The 17155-nt window shown below is 55.4% G+C and carries 14 protein-coding genes; 6 read left to right on the top strand and 8 right to left on the bottom strand.

The features are described from left to right. Positions 1-42 precede the first annotated feature (42 nt). The 4 genes from htc1 to LMS44_RS20720 all read right to left on the bottom strand — a co-directional run bounded on the left by htc1 (position 43) and on the right by LMS44_RS20720 (position 6103). Positions 43-2028, bottom strand: a complete 1986-nt coding sequence (gene htc1 / locus LMS44_RS20735) for a methyl-accepting chemotaxis protein Htc1 (RefSeq protein WP_278369279.1) — start codon at positions 2026-2028, stop codon at positions 43-45. A gap of 181 nt (positions 2029-2209) precedes the next feature. Further along, positions 2210-2875 carry a nucleotidyltransferase family protein gene (locus LMS44_RS20730; RefSeq protein ID WP_022521531.1) on the bottom strand — a complete coding sequence of 222 codons (666 nt, stop codon included), beginning with the start codon at positions 2873-2875 and terminating at the stop codon, positions 2210-2212. Further along, a complete protein-coding gene (locus LMS44_RS20725) occupies positions 2865-3833 on the bottom strand; it encodes an XdhC family protein (RefSeq protein WP_190374451.1) in 969 nt (322 codons plus the stop codon). The genes LMS44_RS20730 and LMS44_RS20725 overlap by 11 nt, the downstream gene beginning before the upstream one ends. Next, positions 3833-6103 (bottom strand): xanthine dehydrogenase family protein molybdopterin-binding subunit, encoded by a 2271-nt coding sequence (locus LMS44_RS20720; protein ID WP_278369280.1) that lies wholly within the window; start codon positions 6101-6103, stop codon positions 3833-3835. Before LMS44_RS20720 ends, LMS44_RS20725 begins: the two co-directional genes overlap by 1 nt. A gap of 209 nt (positions 6104-6312) precedes the next feature. Between LMS44_RS20720 and LMS44_RS20715 the strand changes: the two genes are divergently transcribed. Beyond that, positions 6313-6792: a MarR family winged helix-turn-helix transcriptional regulator gene (locus LMS44_RS20715; protein ID WP_278369281.1), complete on the top strand. Its 480-nt coding sequence runs from the start codon at positions 6313-6315 to the stop codon at positions 6790-6792. Positions 6793-6836: 44 nt separating this feature from the next. Here LMS44_RS20715 and LMS44_RS20710 read toward each other — a convergent pair whose 3' ends face one another. The 4 genes from LMS44_RS20710 to LMS44_RS20695 are packed head-to-tail and all read right to left on the bottom strand — an operon-like array spanning position 6837 to position 10320. Further along, positions 6837-7502, bottom strand: coding sequence for an N-carbamoylsarcosine amidohydrolase (locus LMS44_RS20710; protein ID WP_190374453.1), 666 nt, complete (start codon positions 7500-7502; stop codon positions 6837-6839). A gap of 50 nt (positions 7503-7552) precedes the next feature. After that, a complete protein-coding gene (locus tag LMS44_RS20705; protein WP_445533562.1) occupies positions 7553-8302 on the bottom strand; it encodes a maleate cis-trans isomerase family protein in 750 nt (249 codons plus the stop codon). 42 nt (positions 8303-8344) lie between these two features. Next, positions 8345-9163 carry an alpha/beta fold hydrolase gene (locus LMS44_RS20700; protein WP_159177540.1) on the bottom strand — a complete coding sequence of 273 codons (819 nt, stop codon included), beginning with the start codon at positions 9161-9163 and terminating at the stop codon, positions 8345-8347. After that, on the bottom strand, positions 9160-10320 hold the full coding sequence (locus tag LMS44_RS20695; RefSeq protein ID WP_278369284.1) for an FAD-dependent monooxygenase: 1161 nt from the start codon (positions 10318-10320) through the stop codon (positions 9160-9162). Before LMS44_RS20695 ends, LMS44_RS20700 begins: the two co-directional genes overlap by 4 nt. 463 nt (positions 10321-10783) lie before the next feature. Between LMS44_RS20695 and LMS44_RS20690 the strand changes: the two genes are divergently transcribed. From LMS44_RS20690 to LMS44_RS20670, 5 genes are all read left to right on the top strand, one after another. Continuing rightward, the gene (locus tag LMS44_RS20690) at positions 10784-11272 is read left to right on the top strand and encodes a (2Fe-2S)-binding protein (RefSeq protein ID WP_022521538.1); all 489 of its coding nucleotides are present in this window, start codon (positions 10784-10786) and stop codon (positions 11270-11272) included. Continuing rightward, positions 11265-14276 carry a c-type cytochrome gene (locus LMS44_RS20685; RefSeq protein ID WP_278369285.1) on the top strand — a complete coding sequence of 1004 codons (3012 nt, stop codon included), beginning with the start codon at positions 11265-11267 and terminating at the stop codon, positions 14274-14276. The genes LMS44_RS20690 and LMS44_RS20685 overlap by 8 nt, the downstream gene beginning before the upstream one ends. A 21-nt stretch (positions 14277-14297) precedes the next feature. After that, entirely contained in the window at positions 14298-14486 is a 189-nt protein-coding gene (locus tag LMS44_RS20680) for a hypothetical protein (RefSeq protein WP_022521540.1), read from the top strand. Next, positions 14479-15987: a sodium:solute symporter family protein gene (locus LMS44_RS20675; protein ID WP_022521541.1), complete on the top strand. Its 1509-nt coding sequence runs from the start codon at positions 14479-14481 to the stop codon at positions 15985-15987. The genes LMS44_RS20680 and LMS44_RS20675 overlap by 8 nt, the downstream gene beginning before the upstream one ends. A 129-nt stretch (positions 15988-16116) precedes the next feature. Then, on the top strand, positions 16117-17148 hold the full coding sequence (locus LMS44_RS20670) for a 2,5-dihydroxypyridine 5,6-dioxygenase NicX family protein (protein WP_278369286.1): 1032 nt from the start codon (positions 16117-16119) through the stop codon (positions 17146-17148). The last annotated feature ends 7 nt before the right edge of the window (positions 17149-17155 follow it).

Below are 17155 nucleotides of genomic sequence, written 5' to 3'. Positions count from 1 at the left end.
GCACCCAAGCGGGTGCCTTTTAGCCTTATTCATAGTGAGAAATTAGAACTCTTCCCACTCCGCTACTTCATGCTTCTGCTGAGTGGCCTGAGGAGGGCGGCTAGGTGCTTGAGGTAGTGCAGTGCCTGTCCGCGCTTTATGTGCTGCCGTATAGGGTAGCGCAGAGTGCTCAGCGCCGCCTTCGCTGAGCACAAACTCGCTCATCAGTTGATCCAGCCGTCGCGCATTGTCGCGCATATTGGTGGCAAGCGTGGCGCTCTGGCTGACCATGGCAGCATTCTGCTGGGTCATCATATCCATCTCTGCTACAGCGGTATTGACCTGCTGGATGCCCGCGGTTTGTTCCCGGGCGCCAGCGGCAATCTCGGCGATCACATCCGATACCTGGGTAACACTGTGGCGGATTTCCTTCATGCGATCAGCCGCCGCCTTAACGATATCACCGCCCTCTTTTGAATGACTCACGGACATATCAATCAGTGCACGAATATCATGTGCCGCAGAAGCCGAGCGACTGGCGAGTGTGCGGACTTCGCTCGCTACAACAGCAAAACCACGGCCCTGCTCGCCAGCGCGGGCAGCCTCCACCGATGCGTTCAGTGCCAATATATTGGTTTGAAATGCAATCGAGTCAATCAAGCCAATAATGTCGCTTATTTTATTGGCCGAATCACTAATCGCGGCCATCTTGGCTTCCATTTGATTCATCGAATCGGTGCCACGTTCTGAGGCATTGGCGGCTTCTAGCGCGAGGCTATTCGCCTGTTCGGAGGCCTGGGAAGTATGCGCTACCGTGGAGTGAATTTGCTCCATTGAGGCAGACGTTTCCTGGAGGTTAGCCGCCGCTTGTTCGGTACGCGATGAAAGCTCATGAGTACCATCCGCCATATCGCTGGCATCGGATAGTACCGTGCGGGCGTTTTGGCGCACTTCATGAAGGGTAGACTGCATACGCTCGACAAAGGCGTTAAAGCCGTGGGCGAGATCGCCGATTTCATCCTGGGTTTTGGCTTCTAAACGGCGCGTTAAATCACCTTTTCCTTTGGCAATATCCGCCATGGCACTGGCGGTATGCTTGATGGGGGCAAGTGAGCGCCGCGCCGCATAGGCAACCACCACCAACAGCAATGCCAATAGCAGTCCACCCGCCAACAACAGCGACTGCAGCAGGCTATTAGTCACGGTGGTAAAGGCAGTGATGGGCACGGTGACCCCGACCACCCAGGAAGTGCCTTCCACTGGGCTCCACATGAGCACGGTCTGCTCACCGCTGGGCATGGTTATTTCACCGGAGCCTGCCGTGCCGCTGAGTATTTGCTGACTCAATGCATCCAGGCCTTGGTAGCCCTGCTGGTCGGCATCGGTGTAATTGAGCGACATGCGATACTCTTCAACCGGATGAGCAATGACTTGCCCCTGGCTGTCGATTAGCCAGCCGTAGCTGCCATCGCCAACATTAATATCGGAGGTAATATCAGATACGGCGGCCATGGAAACGGTCATGCCCAGCAGTCCCGCTCGATTGCCACGCTCATCGAATACAGTATCAGCGACAATAGCCGTTGGCAGGCCACTCACCATGGAGATAACCGGATCGCTTAGCAAACTATCCTGGGTGCCGTCAGTCACTAAGGCTTTGAAATAAGGACGTTCGGCTATCTCCAAGTTGACGCCTGCGTGAGTTAGGGTTGCTCCGGATGCGTCAGCAAAGAACAGTGACTCGATGGTGCCCCCTGGTGGGTAGCGCTTTTCGAGCCAAGCGCGGTGAGACGCAAGCGGCACGTCTTCCACCAAACGCTCATCCTGAGCAAGTACGGAGATCCAATTACGGTACCCGGTAATCCAGCGGCTGATTTCATCTGCCCGTGCTTCTACCTGCCGCTTACCGGCATTATCGATTAACGCTGGAATAGCCTGGTTAAGCTGTTGATTGACCACAAAGCCTAAAATGACGGCTACCACTAAGAGAGGTATAGCGACAGCGACCAGCAGTTTCTGCGTCAGTGAAAGACGAGAAATTTTTTTCATTTGTTGCCTCGATATGTTGGCCAGAAGCAAAGCACGAGGATGTTGATGAGTGCCATGCTTTGACTGTTTAATGGTTCCCTGGGTGTTATTCTTGCTACCGCTAATCATTAACGGCCGATCCTGCACTTGCTTAAATATTTGAGTTTTTTAATATCTTTTTGGCTTACATAGTAATGTTAAGCTAAAAGTCTGTTTTGGCTTTTAATGTAATTTTTGTTGTATTTTTGTATGGCGCTTGCGCGCTTCTTGTATTTTTTAGTGATTTTGTTAAATCATCGGGGTAGTCGACGTCAGTGCACACGCCTGGGTCGTTGAGAGAGACATAAATAACACGTTTGCTATGCTTTTTGATGACAGGACTTGCACCCCTGTCGTTTTCTAAAAGTGCCAGTTCGCTCCAGAATTTTCTTCCAAACACAACAGGATGCCCCGGATTTCCTTGGTGTAGCGGCTGTACAATACTGTCTGGAGTGGCCGTTTTTGTTAATACATTGCATGTTTCTTCGCTTACCCAGGGGAGGTCGGCCAACCATACTGCGGCAGCACGAAAATGATGTACGCTTTCATCGCTGCAGAGTTGTCTAAAAGCATCGCTAATACTGTAACCAAGGCCTAAATGACTGCGCTGACTAATAATAATGTGATTCGTTGGTATAAGGCCGAGTGACTGGGCGTTATCTTCGGGTTTGATAACAACACGGCTATTAGAAAAAGTTTTCTGAATAGTTCGTAAAGTGGAGCTAAGCAGCGTTTCCCCATTGCCTAACTTGGCGACTCTTTTATCGCTGCCAAAGCGGCTTGATTGCCCTGCCGCCATCACGATGACTATGATATCGCTACAAGGCATGGCGTTCTTTTCCGCGAGAGAGGCGAGCAATATCGGCCATCACGGCTAGCGCAATTTCAGCCGGTGTTTTGCTACCCAGATTAAGCCCAATGGGCATGGCAATTCTTGCTACTTGGCTTTCCGTCAGGCCGCCAGAACGTAGCAGTCGTTCGGCACGCTGCTGTGATGTCTGCTGAGAGCCCATAACGCCAATGTAAAAGGCTTCCGTTCGGACGGCTTCGATCATCGCTAAATCATCGATACGCGGGTCATGGGTCAAGGCCACAACGGCGGTATTGGCATGGCAACCGCCAGAGGCAATAAACACTGAGGGCAGTACCGCCTGCACCTCCACTCCGGCGACAGCAAAATTTTGCCTAGGCGCGTCTCTGGGGTCGCAGACAATCACTTCAAAACCAAGCGTTTGGGCAAACAGCGCACAGGGCGCAGAGACTGAAGAGATCCCCGCGATAATCAGCCGTAGCGCAGGGCCTATGCGAATATTGACGCTATCTGTATCGAAAGTAACGGTGGGCTCGGTGTTATTCGATGGGTTAAAGCGCTTGCCGCTGCCATCCAGTGTGATACAGCGGGTTAGCGGTTGGCGACCCAGTAGCGTGGCATGCATCACTTCTAGGTGAGTGAGGTTTTCGGTGTTGGGCGCTAGCCGTTCAACCAACACTTCAAGGCGACCACCGCAGGGTAAACGAATATTCGCTGAACCAGCGTCACCGCCATAGCGCACCCGTTGAACCGGTTCGTTAAACTCACCCTTTTGAAGCCTTGCGATAAAGTCTTCTTCGACACAGCCACCTGACAGTGACCCCAGATAGTCGCCTGTCGAACATGCGACCAGCATGGCACCCGGCTCCCGGGGGGCCGAGCCAAAAGTTTTCAGAACTGTGCATAGCCAAACGGTCAGCCCCTGGTTGGCCCATTTCAACGCATGTTCGATAACCTGTAGATCAAGATGGTGCATTAAATCGCCGTCTCCATGGGGAGTCGAAGGGCGGCTTTCAGTGCATCGCGAATGGTGTCAGGGGTAAAAGGGGGATGGGTAAAGCGTACCCCCGTGGCATCAAAAAGCGCGTTGGCAATCGCGGGAGCGCCGGGCAGTGAGGCGGACTCCCCAACACCGAGTGGGGGCAGTTCAGGGCGATCAAGCAGCATGACGTCGATGGGAGGCAGCTCCGAGAAACGCAGAATAGGGTAGCCGCCCCACTCTCTGCTGGTCGGTAAACCATCCTCAAAGGTTACCCGCTCCTTTAAAGTGCGGCTGAGCATCTGGATCACATTGCCATGCACCTGATGGCGAACGCCGGCGGGGTTCACCATCAAGCCTGCATCCTGGCCTACATATAAGTTCTCGACGACAACCCGCCCACTCTTCACATTGACTTTTAGCTCAATCACCCAGGCGGCGAGCGCGGCGCCAAAGCCGGGAAATTTACTATGTACGTACTGAGCGTAAGCGAAGCCTCGGCCGTAGCGCCACTCGCCATCGCTACTCGGATTGGCGTTAGCGGTGCAGGGCTTCCAGTTCGCACGTTCGGCTAGCGCTTCGACAAGCTCGCAGGCGCGGTTATCGGCTAAGTAGCGCAACCGATAGGCGACAGGATCTTCACCCGCCAAATAGGCGAGTTCATCAATATAGCTTTCGTGGGCGAAGGTACTGGGCAGCGCCGAGACACCACGCAGCCAGGAGGCGCGAACCAGGGTCGGGACGTCGTCGCACACTATTTGGCGATGAGGGTAGCGGTAGGGCGGCACCGACGTTCGATCCCCCATTTCAAAGGGGATATCAATAGGTGAGGCAGCACCGGTCAGCAGTAGTGCCAAGGTGGGCGCACTGTTAGAGGGGTAGCGCGTATTAAAGCGATAGCCTGCCGGGCTGCCATCTGCGTTTAAGCCACCCTGGATGGCCATATACTGAGCAGCTCCTTTAGGCTCCCAGGTGTGCTCCTGCTCACGGGTTAGTTGCACACGAACAGGTCGACCCACCGCCTGAGACAGCAGCACGGCATCAGCGCCAACGTCGTCGGCGCAGTTGCGGCCATAGCAGCCTGAGGTTTCCATGCGGGTAATGGTGATAACGCCTTCATCCAAACCGGTAAGGCGGGCGAGGTCGGCGCGCAGGCTGTGTGGGTTTTGGGTGCCCGACCATACGTGAAGGCCATCTTCGTTGGCATCGGCGACAGAGCACGAAGGGCCGATGGAGCCATGCAGCTGGAATGGCCACACATAGTGACGATTGAGCGGATGCTGTGCGGCAGCCAGAGCGTTATCGAGATCACCCTCTTCGAGGAGTATGCGCTGCTTGCTGGGCAGGTCGAGCAGTGCTTGCTCTATGTTGTCCAACTGAGGCAAGCCTTCGATTGGGCGCCACTGGATCTTTAGCTGTTTGGCTGCGGCGGCAGCCTGCTCTTCACGCTCGGCCACCACGCCAACAAAGTCACCGACCACCACGACGCTTATCACACCTGGCAAATGCGCCACAGAGCTTTCATCTACCGCGATTAAACTGTTGCCAATAAAGTCGCCGCTATCATGGCCTACATAAGGCGGACGAATCACTCGCCCATGCAGCATGTTGGGCAGGCGTAGGTCGTGGATAAAAGTCAATTGCCCGGTGGCCTTGGCGGGTATATCCACGCGGGAGGTCGATTGGCCGACCAGGGTATAATGGCTGACCGGCTTAAGCGGCACCTCATCGGCAAGCTTTAACGCATGACGGGTACCTAGCAGTAACTCCCCAAAGCTAACGGGTGAGCGGTTATTATCACTTGGCGTAATAGCGCCGTTCTGGCAGCTAAGTAGTGAGCGCTCAGTGTCAAAGTGCTTTGCTGCCAGGGTTAATAGGTACTCCCGCGCCTGTGCCGCAGCTCGGCGTAAAGGCTCGGCAGTGATCTGAATCGATGCACTGGCTATGGTGGGGCCTTGGTTGGGGGCTTCAACGGAGTTGCCCAGCACCATGGTGACGCTGTCGAACGCGACGCTGAGCTCTTCTGCAACAATTTGAGCGAGCGCCGTGCGTATGCCCGTGCCCAGGTCTACGTGGCCGTTGAAAGCCACGATATGACTATCGCTCAGTACGGCAATGAAGATCTCAGGCTCATGGGGGGTGAAGTTTGAGTGTGTACCTGGCTGTCCGGGCGCGGGCTTGGGGGGCGTAACCGGGTCGCGATAGATCACCAGAACATCAGACCCATACAGCAGTGACTCTCTTGTATAGTCTGATTTATCAGCCATGTCTGCCTCCCACGCTCGCGTTTACGATGATCAGTGCGGATGAATTTTAGGTGATGAAAGAGCGATAACTAAGGTAAAATTATAGCGTGTACGCCATAAAAGCATGATGAATTGATCCAGCGCAAGCAGTATTTAAAGCGTTGATGCATCATTTTGTTAACCAGTGCCATACTCGATACACGTCGTCGCTAATAGATTAAGGATATGGAATGACAACGGATAGTGCGCTCAAACACTCGTCTTCCGGTGAGCACCCCACGCCTTCAGAGCAGGGGTATGATTTTTCTGAGCAAGTAGGGCATCTACTGCGCAAAGCCTACCAGCGGCATACGGCTATTTTTCAGCGCTACAGCAACGATAAACAGCTCACGGCTATTCAGTTTGTCACGCTGTGCACGGTGATGGAGCGCGGCCCCAGCTCGTTAACCGATATCGTCAACGCCACGGCGATTGATCCCGCCACTATCCGTGGCGTCATTAAACGTCTTAAAGCGCGGGGGTGGATCTCGCTAACCACCGACCCCAATGATCAACGCAAAGTCATGGTCGTGATCACTGAGGCCGGGGAGACATTAGTCGAGGCTATGGTGCCCAGTGCCAAGCAAATTAGCGATCAGACCATGAAAAATCTCAACCCGGCAGAGCGGGTTGCCTTAATGCATCTGCTGGAAAAAATGAACGCGGACTGATGACTCAACAGAGACGTCCGCTTCACCTGCGTTTTCGGATACTCCTAACGCTTCATTAAGTATCCCAGTGTTTCATCCAGTCCAATCACATCGCCATATTTGCTATCGATATCAAACAGGTTAGCTTCATGGGGCGCGGGGTGGCGGTCGCCCACGCAATCGCGTACCACCATCACCCGAAAGCCGTGCTGTACGCCGTCAACGGCGGTGGCGCGAATGCAGCCGCTGGTGGAGCAGCCGGTGATGATCAGCGTATCGATACCCATGGCGACCAGCGTGGAGGCAAGCGAGGTGCCAAAGAACGCGCTGGCATACTGCTTGGTCATTACCAGCTCATCTTCACGGGGTGCCACCTCGGGGCAGAACTCGGCGTAAGGATTGCCCGCCACCATCGCCCGCATGACCGGCGCCTTCTTGACCCAAATGCCGCCATCGATTTGATCCGGGGCGTGATACAGGATGTTGGTGTGGATAACAGGCGTGCCAGTGCGCCGTGCGGTATTGAGTAGCGGAGGCATATTGGCCACCGCATCCACCACGCCCTGGGCAAATAGCGGCGAACCTGGTGTGGTGTAGCCTTGCATAAAATCAACCACCAGCAGCGCGGGCGTTTTGCCAAAACCGATGCGCCCATCCCACACGCCTCGGTAGTTGTCCGTGGCAGTGTTATCGCTAACGCCATCGCTGTTATCAGTCGTGTGTGGCGACATGGTCGTCTCCTTAATCAGCACTCTATATCGTCAATAAGTACCTGATCTTGTTAGTAAGCCCCTGACAAGAGGGCGCCCGCGCCCGGTACGATGGGCTCCAGGTCGAGTGCCTTGAGCATGGCATAGGTGGTCGCGATAGCTGCGGTAACCACCGGCTTGCCGGTCAGGGCTTCGACCTTGGCGACGGCCGGTAGTGATGGCATTTGCACACAGGCTGACAAGACGATAGCGTCCACGTTACTTAAATCGAGACTGGCGACGATCTCGGGAAGATTGGCGGGATCGTGGCGAGCGACATCCAGGTTATTGGGGATCTCAAGCGCTCGGTAGTCGAGCACGTCAATGCCTTCCTGACGTATGTAGTCGACCACCATTTCGGTCAGCGGCTTCATGTAGGGGGCCACTACCACCACGCGCTTGGCTTTCATCACACCCAGGGCATCAACCAGAGCACCGGCGCTGGTGACCACCGGCGTGTCGCAACCGTTCTCTTCGGTGCGGCTGCGCAAACGCTTTTGCGACTCTCGGTGGTAGCCGGGCCCCATCGCCATAATGGCAACCAGGCAGGCATACCCCATCACATCCACCGCTGCATCAGAAAGCTCCAGGGCGCAGCGATCCGACTCTGCATCCATGGCAGCCAGTTCGTCCTTGCTGACGTTCTTCATGCGCATGCGGCTGGAGTGAAAGGTAAAGCGTTCCGGGCGGATTAACTGCCGCGCCGTAAGCATGGCGGGTATTTCGGTCTCCATGGTGATATTGGAGCTGGGGACGATCTGGCCGATACGGTAGCTTTTGATCTCGTTCTTTATATAGTTGCTGGTCATGGTATTTGGCCTCTCTTAGAGTTCGCTGCCCAGGAAGTCTTCAAACGCGGCAAAAAAACCGTCGAAGTCATCCCAGGGAATCATGTGACCCGCTTTTTCCGCGGTAGAAATACGAACCGTCGGTAGAAGGGCGCGTATTTCGGCGCGATCTTCATCCTGGATAACACCGCCTTTGCCTGCACACATCAGCAGCGTGGGCACTTTGATAGCGGGGAAATCCTGGTGGATATCGACGCTGTGGAACTCTTCAAACGCCTGAACAATGGCGGGCTCAAAGCAAGTATGTAACCACTCGGCGCGTAACCGCAGTTGCTCGTCGCTCCAGGTGGGGCAGTAGTGGCGCATGGTCTCGATATCGGCACCACGTGTGCAGTCGCGAATCGAATCCACGTACCAGGGCAGCTTGCTGGGGTACTCACGGCGTCCTGGCCCTGAAACCGGTGGGTCGATAAGTACCAGTTTGTCGATTCCCGTGGCGCCGCGACTCATGGCGCGTAGCGCAAAGCGCGCACCCATGGAGTGGCCCGCCAGAATGACATTGCTCAGACCCAGCGCATCAATAAAGGCGATCACATCGTCGGCGCAAGTGTCGGTGTCATAATCGAGCTCGGGTCCGGTAGACGACAAGCCGCGTCCACGAACATCCAGCACATAAGTGTCGAAATGCTGGCCGAGCCGCTCGGCCACAAAACGCCAGGTGATGGCTGGGCTGGTAATGCCCGGTATCAGTACCAGCGGTTGGCGCGAAGTCTCGGCGCTGTCGGCAAAGCGCAGGTAGTGCTGACGAATACCATTGGCGTGCACGTTGGCGCCATAGAGATAGGTGCTGTTCATGCTGGGCTCCCTTGACTGGTTGGTTGCTTCAGCGGTACTTCAAAGGGGTCATAGGCGAATACCCAGGCCGGGTCTTCGTCTTCCCGTAACCAGGTATTGTCGTGGGAAACCTGCTGAACCCGCGAGGCGCGTTCAAAACGGTTGGTGCGGTAAAGTTCGAATGCCTGCTGGTAGTGCTCGGCGCCCACTTCCTCCAGGCAGCGTACCAGCATGGCGGCATCCTCGATGGCCATGGCAGCGCCCTGGGCCATATGAGGCTTCATCGGGTGGCAGGCATCGCCCAGCAGCACCAGTCGATTTTCATGCCACAGTGGCAGCGGGTTGCGCTCCAGCAAGGGCCATTTGGTGACGGTTTCAGTGCAGTCAATCAGCGCTTGTACGGTGGGGTGGTAACCCTCGAATGCTTTGCGCATCTCTTCCCGTGAGCTGTCGACGAAGGAAGTGCCGTGGTTCCAATCGGGTTCAGGCACGCCGGTAACGTAGTAATACTCCTTCTCGTCGCCGGTCACGAAGTACACCATCATGTGCCGGTCTTCCGACCACCACTTCACGCAGGCTTCGAAATCCAGGTCGTATGCCTTGAGTTTTTCGGCAGAGATAATTGCCCGGTGGGCAACCCAGCCGCTATAGATCGGAGCCTCTGGGCCCAGCAGCTTCTCGCGCAGGCGAGAATTGACCCCGTCTGCGCCGATCACCAGGTCAGCCTCTTCCGTCGAGCCGTCAGCGAAGGTCATGACGACCTTGCCGCCGCTGTCGTCTACATCGACCAGGCGCTTATCGAAATAGAGGTTGTCCTGGTCGAGCGTGCTGACCATCAATTCGTGCAGGTCACCACGGTGTACGGTGATGTAGGCCGCCCCATAGTTTTCGCGAGCAAACTCGCCTAGCGGGATGCGAGACTGATACTCGCCGGTCATGCCGTTGCGGCTGAACCAGTAATCGGGGTGTGAGCCCATGGCATTGAGCTTCTCTTCAATACCAATGCGGCGCATTACTTTCATCACGTTGGGGCCAAGGTGAATGCCTGCCCCAAGGCGCGCAAACGCTGGTGCCTGTTCGTACACCTTGGTGGGGTAGCCCGCTTTCTGCAGTAGTGCGCCTGCAGCGGCGCCGCCAAGGCCCGCGCCAATAACGGCTATGGTGGGTTTATTGTTCATATCCTGGTTTCCTCGCTGTTTTATTCGCCTATCACTCGTTTCTAAATGCGTTCGTGAATGCTATAAAACAACGTATACACCATTTATTTTTTGGTCAAGAATTAGTTTCGAAATTATTTTATTACGAAAACAAGGCGGTATTTTTAAATAAATGTATGAATTTAATGGATTTATTGATGTTTTTTTGGTTTTATGCAAAAACTTGAACAACGTGTACATTGAGTGCTATACGTTTATTAGGCTTGTTTTTATAGCGTACGCACCTTTAATGCTCGATGGGTATTAGCTCTGCACTTAGCTGGTGCAAGTCGATTGGCCGTATGTGAAAGGTAGATGAAAATAGGCTGGTTTAAGGTGCTACGAAGCGCGTTTGGCAGGCAGTATTTATTAGTAATATCTAAGTCATATCCAAGCCCTATTCAGAGCAAGAGGGCGGGCTTAACAATAACGATGATGATCCCCTATGACGCTAAAGCTAACTATCAATGGGCAAGAACGCGAGCTGGCCGTGCCGCCGCAGACACCATTGCTCAATGTGTTGCGTAACGACCTGGCGCTCAATGGACCCAAGTATGGCTGTGGTTTGGGCGAGTGCGGGGCATGCAGCGTATTGATTGATGGCATGGCCGCACGCACCTGCGTGCTGCCCGTGTCCGCTGCCGTTGGCCATGAGGTAACCACCCTTGATGGTCTTTCCCAGGGCGGTGAGCTTGACCCTGTACAACAAGCCTTTATCGATGCTCAGGCAGCCCAGTGTGGCTACTGTTTGAACGGCATGATCATCACTATTCGTGCGCTGCTAAATCATAATACCCAACCCTCTACGCAGCAGATTCGCACCGCTTTAGAGCATAACCTCTGCCGATGTGGCACCCATGTTGAAATTCTCCAGGCAGCGGAGCGTGCCGTGGTCATTAACGCGGCCGCGTTGCAGGAGGCTTCTCATGAGTGAAGGGTCGATGCTCCATGGTCAGCAAGAACAGGCCGGCATCCCCGCGCTGCTAGCGCAGGCACGTTTTGGTGTCGTCGTGCGTCCACCTTACTACCGGTGGAATGGTGAGCGTTTTGAGAGTGATCGCTTAGTTGGCGTCGATAGCAGCCGCATTGCCTCACTATCTGGATCTATTGAAGTCGTGGTGGAAGGGAATTTTGTGGGGGTGGTTGCCGATAGTTTGGCCTTGGCGACCGATGCCGCTAAACAACTGAAGGTTGAGTGGCAGGCCGTTCACCAGACGCCCGAAAAAGCGCCTGAAAGCGATCAAGCGCCCTCTGATTCGCCTCTTGTAAAGCCTGGCCAGTCGTACATGCATTCGAACCATGGGTATGGCTGGCCGAGTCGCATGCGCTGGGGCAGTCACCCCAGCTGGGTAATTGCCGATTGTTGCGACCAACAATTGAGTGTGTGGGGGAAAACCGTCACCCCAGCGGCGCTTAAACAGGATCTAAGCCGGTTAACCGCGCTGAATATTAGCCAGATTGAGCTTTATAGCGCCGATGGTAAACACGCATCAAATCAGGCCTCAGGGCTGGGTCGCCATTGCGGTGACGATGCCGCCGTGGATGCGGCGTTGATGTCGCGGGCGGTGGGCGGCCCGGTAGCCGTCTGGCTTGATGCCCGCTACGCCAAAGATGTTCAGGCGTTGGGCCAAGCGCAGCGAATTACCTTAAACGCGGATATTGCCAGTAGTGGTGAGATAGCCCGTTATCACTATCAGCAGGCCAATCTCACTGGTGAGGTGGCTGCCGTAGGGTTGTTGTTAAGTGGTAGGGCCGCGATAACAACGTCTAGCGCTGAGGCCACCGCCGGCGAGCAAGACACAACGCCGTTCTCGCCCTATGTATTTCGCGACCAATACCTTGCCGCACGCTCCCAGTCAGACTCGCTCTCCACCAATTCCACCTTGATGGGTATACAGCAGACGTTCGCTCGAGAATCTTTTTTAGATGAGGTTGCCCGCGAGAGTGACCAAGACCCTGTCGCGCTGCGACTTCGACATCTTGACGATGCGCGTGGTATTGAGCTGATTGAGTCCGTTGCTAAACGGGCCGAGTGGCAAAGGGCGTTCAATCCATCAGCGGACTCTTTACCCCAGGATCTATTGCGCGGGCGGGGTTTTGCCTACTCCCAACTACCTGACCGCGAACAACGCGTGGAATCGGGAGTGCGCTCTGCCTGGATTGCCGATGTGGAGGTCAATCGCGTTACCGGCGATGTTCAGCTTACCCGTTTGGTCGTTGGTCAGGACGTCGGCTCTGATGTGGATACTGATCGCCTTCAGCAAACGCTACAGGCCCGGGTTTTGGGCGAGGCGCGCCCCCTTTTGGGGCAAGCGCCCAGTTTCGACGAGTGGGGTGACGGCAGTCGTGCGCTGACTAAAAGTGAATATTCAGCAGGATTACCAACCACCGCTTCTTCGCCAAGCCCTGTTGAGGGAGGTGTTAATCAAACCGTCGGTGAAGACGTATTAACCGGGGCGGAGCTATCGCCGGGTGTTGCGGTAATAGCCAATGCGCTTTTTGATGCCACCGGCCTGCGTTTTCGCCAACCACCGTTTACCGCCAAGCGCGTGCGCCAGGCACTCGAAGCTTCGTCCACCGAGGAGGCAGGGCGCCCATCTAAATTGAAACCGCCGCGGTCAACGAAACGGCGCTGGTTAGCCGCTGCAGCGTTCACCACCATTGCCGGCACTGCGGCCATGGCTTGGCCGTGGAAAGGAGCCATTGCACCTGTCTCACGGCCAGCCACCAACCTTTATTCTGCCGAGACCATTGAGCGCGGGCGACTCGTTGCGGCTGCAGGCGACTGCGCGGCGTGTCATACCACCGAAGGTGGCGTGACCAATGCAGGTGGGCGTGGGTTTGAGACACCTTTCGGGACGCTCTTCAGCACTAACATTACACCGGATGAGGCGACGGGGATTGGTCAGTGGTCTTACGCAGCCTTTGAGCGCGCCATGCGCCACGGCATTAGCCGTGATGGCAGCCACCTTTATCCCGCGTTCCCCTATACGGCGTTTGCTAAGACCAGTGATGCCGATTTACAGGCGCTTTACGCCTACTTAATGGCTCAGCCCCCCGTGTCGACTGAAAAAAAAGCCAATGCGCTCACTTTCCCCTTCAGTGTGCGTAGCTTAATGGCAGGCTGGAATACGCTTTATCACGACGCAACTCCTTTCCAGCCTGACCCCATGCAGAGCGAACTGTATAACCGGGGAGCCTACCTTGCCGAAGGGTTGGGCCACTGCAGCGCTTGCCATAGTCCCCGCAATGCCATGGGCGCTGAGAAAAGCGGCGAGGCGTACTTTGCCGGTGCCTTTGTAGATGGTTGGGAAGCACCACCGCTTAATACGCTGTCGCGTGCGCCCATCCCGTGGAGTGAAACATCGCTTTACGACTATCTGCGCCACGGTGAATCTGAGCTTCACGGCGTTGCCTCTGGCCCTATGGCCCCGGTGGTAGCGGGGCTGGCTGAGCTGCCTGAATACGATGTGCGGGCTATTGCTCACTATGTGGCCGCCCAGATGCAGGCGCCCACAAGTAATAGCGATGCGGCTGTGGCGGAAGCTACGCAGCGCGTGACCAGTGCAGCCGTTAGCTCAACAGAAATGGAGGCAGGGGAGCGGCTCTTCGAGGGCGCCTGTGCGGCGTGCCATGTCGATTCTGGCGTTCCTACCTTTTCGAGGGCGGGCACTAATCTGGCGCTGAATACCAATTTACACAGCGATCATCCCGATAACGTTATTCAGTCAATTTTGGGGGGTGTCCACGCCGAACACATTCCCGGTATTGGTAGCATGCCCGGCTTTGCCGACAGCTTTAGTAATACCCAGGTCGCTGATTTGACGACCTATCTCCGAGCGCGTTTTGCCCCAGAGAAAGCGCCTTGGCAAAAAGTAAAACAACGTATCGCAGATATACGCCAGCCTCACCACAACAACACTCACTCTTCTCCCTGACGTAATAAAACGAGGTGGATTATGAAACGCAGTAAATGGATATGGCTAGTATGGGCAGTGGTCCTGCTGAGCTACCTGGTGCCTTATACCCTCTTGAGCGGTGTCGCGCTTTGGTACGGCAGTTTCCTGTTCTGGATGTTGGCAGGGTTGGCCATCATTGCGCTGAATGTGTTTATCACTAAAGATTTTGAGGAGCACAGCAATGACTGAGTCACTTATCTGGTGGTCCATTGCCATCTACTTATTAATCGCTATTGGCATTGCGATTATGTCTCGCCAAGGCCCTTCCGAAAGTATGTCGGGATACTTCCTGGGTAACCGACAAATGAACGGCTTTGTCTCGGCGCTGAGCTACAGTGCCACTACCTACAGTGCCTTTATGATGGTGGGCTTGGCAGGTCTTACCTATGCCGGCGGCGTTGGCGCGCTCGGTTTTGAAATCATCTATTTCGCCGGTGTCTCTCTGGTGGCTGTTTTCGGTCCCAAATTCTGGGCAGTCGGCAAGAAGTTCGGCTATGTGACGCCCAGCGAGATGCTGGGCCACCGCTACAACAGCAAACATGTGGCCATGGCTGTCTCGATTGCCAGTTGTATCTTCCTGATTCCCTACTCGGCCGTTCAGCTCGCGGGTGTCGGTTACCTGTTGCAGGGGATTACTGATGGCGCGATTACCTTTACTACCGGGGTGGTGCTGGCCACGGTGATCGCCATCTTCTTCTCCTATATCGCGGGGATTCGTTCGGTGATGTGGACCGACTCGCTCCAGGCCATCATGATGATTGTTGCCTCAACCCTGGTGGCCTTCCTGGTGATCCAGGGCTTGGGTGGTTTCGGCGCACTATTCGATACGCTGGCAACGGAACATCCGCAGTCACTCACGGTGCCTGGCCCTGGCCTGTTCAGCTTTGTCACTTTCCTGGGGCTCACCATTCCCTGGTTCTTCTTTAGTATCTCCAACCCACAGGTCAGTCAACGCCTGTTTATGCCCTCCTCGCTGCGCTCCATGCGCCACATGCTGATTGGCTTCCTGGTGTTTGGTTTTATCTACACCATGGTCTCTGTGCTTTGGGGTTTCTCTGCCTTAGCCGCTTTCCCAAGTCTTGCAAGTGCAGATTTAGCCACGCCCACGCTGTTGGCCTCGGAGTTTGTACCGCCAGTGCTTGGCGTCATCGTAATGATCGGCATCATGGCCGCCGCCGTCTCCACCATCGATTCGATCATGCTGACCCTGGCGTCCATGGTCTCCCGCGACGTCTATGCGAACGTTAAACCGAACGTCAGTGAAAAGCGCCAACTGCTGGTGGGCAAGTTCGTGGTGCCGGTGATCGCACTGATGGCGCTGGCCTTTGCCGAGCTGCAGCTTGACCTTATTGCGGTGCTGTCGGTGGCTGCTTCCTCTGGTCTGGTAGCCATGGTGCCCGCCCTTATCGGTGCCTTCTATTGGAAGCGCGGTACTGGCGTCGGTGCACTGGTAAGCGTGGTGGGCACCAGCGCCTTTGTACTGCTGATGTATGCCACTGGTAATTCACTGCTGGGCCTGCCCGCCGGTGTATGGGGCATTGTGGTCGCTAGTGTGCTGTTTGTTGGCGTTAGTTTAGCCACCAAGCCTCATCAAGCCACCACGGATGCTTTCTTTGCGGCTATCTCTGAAGAGCTGAGCAAAAAGCGCAGCACTACCACCGATCAAGCGACGAAAGAGGCGGCTGCCTAATTGACGTTCAGCTTTGACCCGATAACACCATAGAGCGCTTGGTGTGCCCAAAGGCGAGCACGAGCGCTCTCAGCTAACACTTCCCGGTACGTTACAGCTGTGCTTTCGCCTGGGGAGTTAGGAGACTTTATGGATCACGCAAGCTTTGCCGAAATTTGCCTCCATCAGCTAAAAATGTCCGGCGTACATGAAGGCGAAAAACTCGTCGTACTGACCCAGGGCAGCGAACGCCTTGATTATGCGGATGCCTTTATGGCGGCGGGGCAGCGTTTAGGCGCCAATATGTACCATATGCGGTTACCCGCGCCGTTACCTACCGGTGGCTGGGCCGTGGGAGCAACGGGGCTTGCAAGCATGCCCGATGCGGTGGAAGCGCTTAAAAACTGCGACATGTTGATCGATTGTATTTTCCTGCTGTTCTCTCCCGAACAAATGGCGATCCAAGCCGCGGGTACGCGCATATTGACGGCGGTTGAACCGCCAGAACTGCTGGCCAGAATGTTGCCCACCAAGGAGCTAAGGGAAAAGGTTGAACTAGCCGCCGCGCTGCTGGAAAAAGCCAAAGTGATGCACATCACCTCGCCCCACGGCACGGATGTTACCTACCAACTGAATACTTATGAGACGGTTGCAGAATATGCCTGTACCGACGAACCGGGGCGTTGGGATCACTGGCCCTCTGGCTTTGTGTTCACCGGCGGTGATGACGATGGCGTTGATGGCACCATTGTGGTGGCGCCGGGCGATATTCTGCTTCCCCAAAACATGTATGTTCGAGAGCCTATTACCTACACCATTGAGAAGGGCTGGATTACCGATATACGTGGTGGGCTCGATGCGGAGCTAGTGAAATCCTATATGGATAGCTTTAACGACCCGCGCGGTATGGGCATGAGCCATGTGGGCTGGGGCATGAACCCTAATGCCAAATGGCACCGCATGGTGCCGGGGGAGTTCCCAGGCGGCATGGGGATGGAGCCGCGCAGCTTTTATGGCAACGTAATGTTCTCCACCGGCCCGAACAGCGAATTGGGCGGGTCTAACGATACCGCCTGTCATCTGGATATTCCCATGCGCAACTGCTCGCTCTTCCTGGACGATGAGCCCATCGTCATTGATGGCGATATCGTCGTTAAGGAATTGCAAATGGCTAGAAACTAACGCGCTT

The sequence above is a fragment of the Halomonas profundus genome (assembly GCF_020865425.1).
GTDB classification, from domain to species: domain Bacteria; phylum Pseudomonadota; class Gammaproteobacteria; order Pseudomonadales; family Halomonadaceae; genus Vreelandella; species Vreelandella titanicae.
This window is presented reverse-complemented; position numbering and strand designations above follow the sequence as displayed.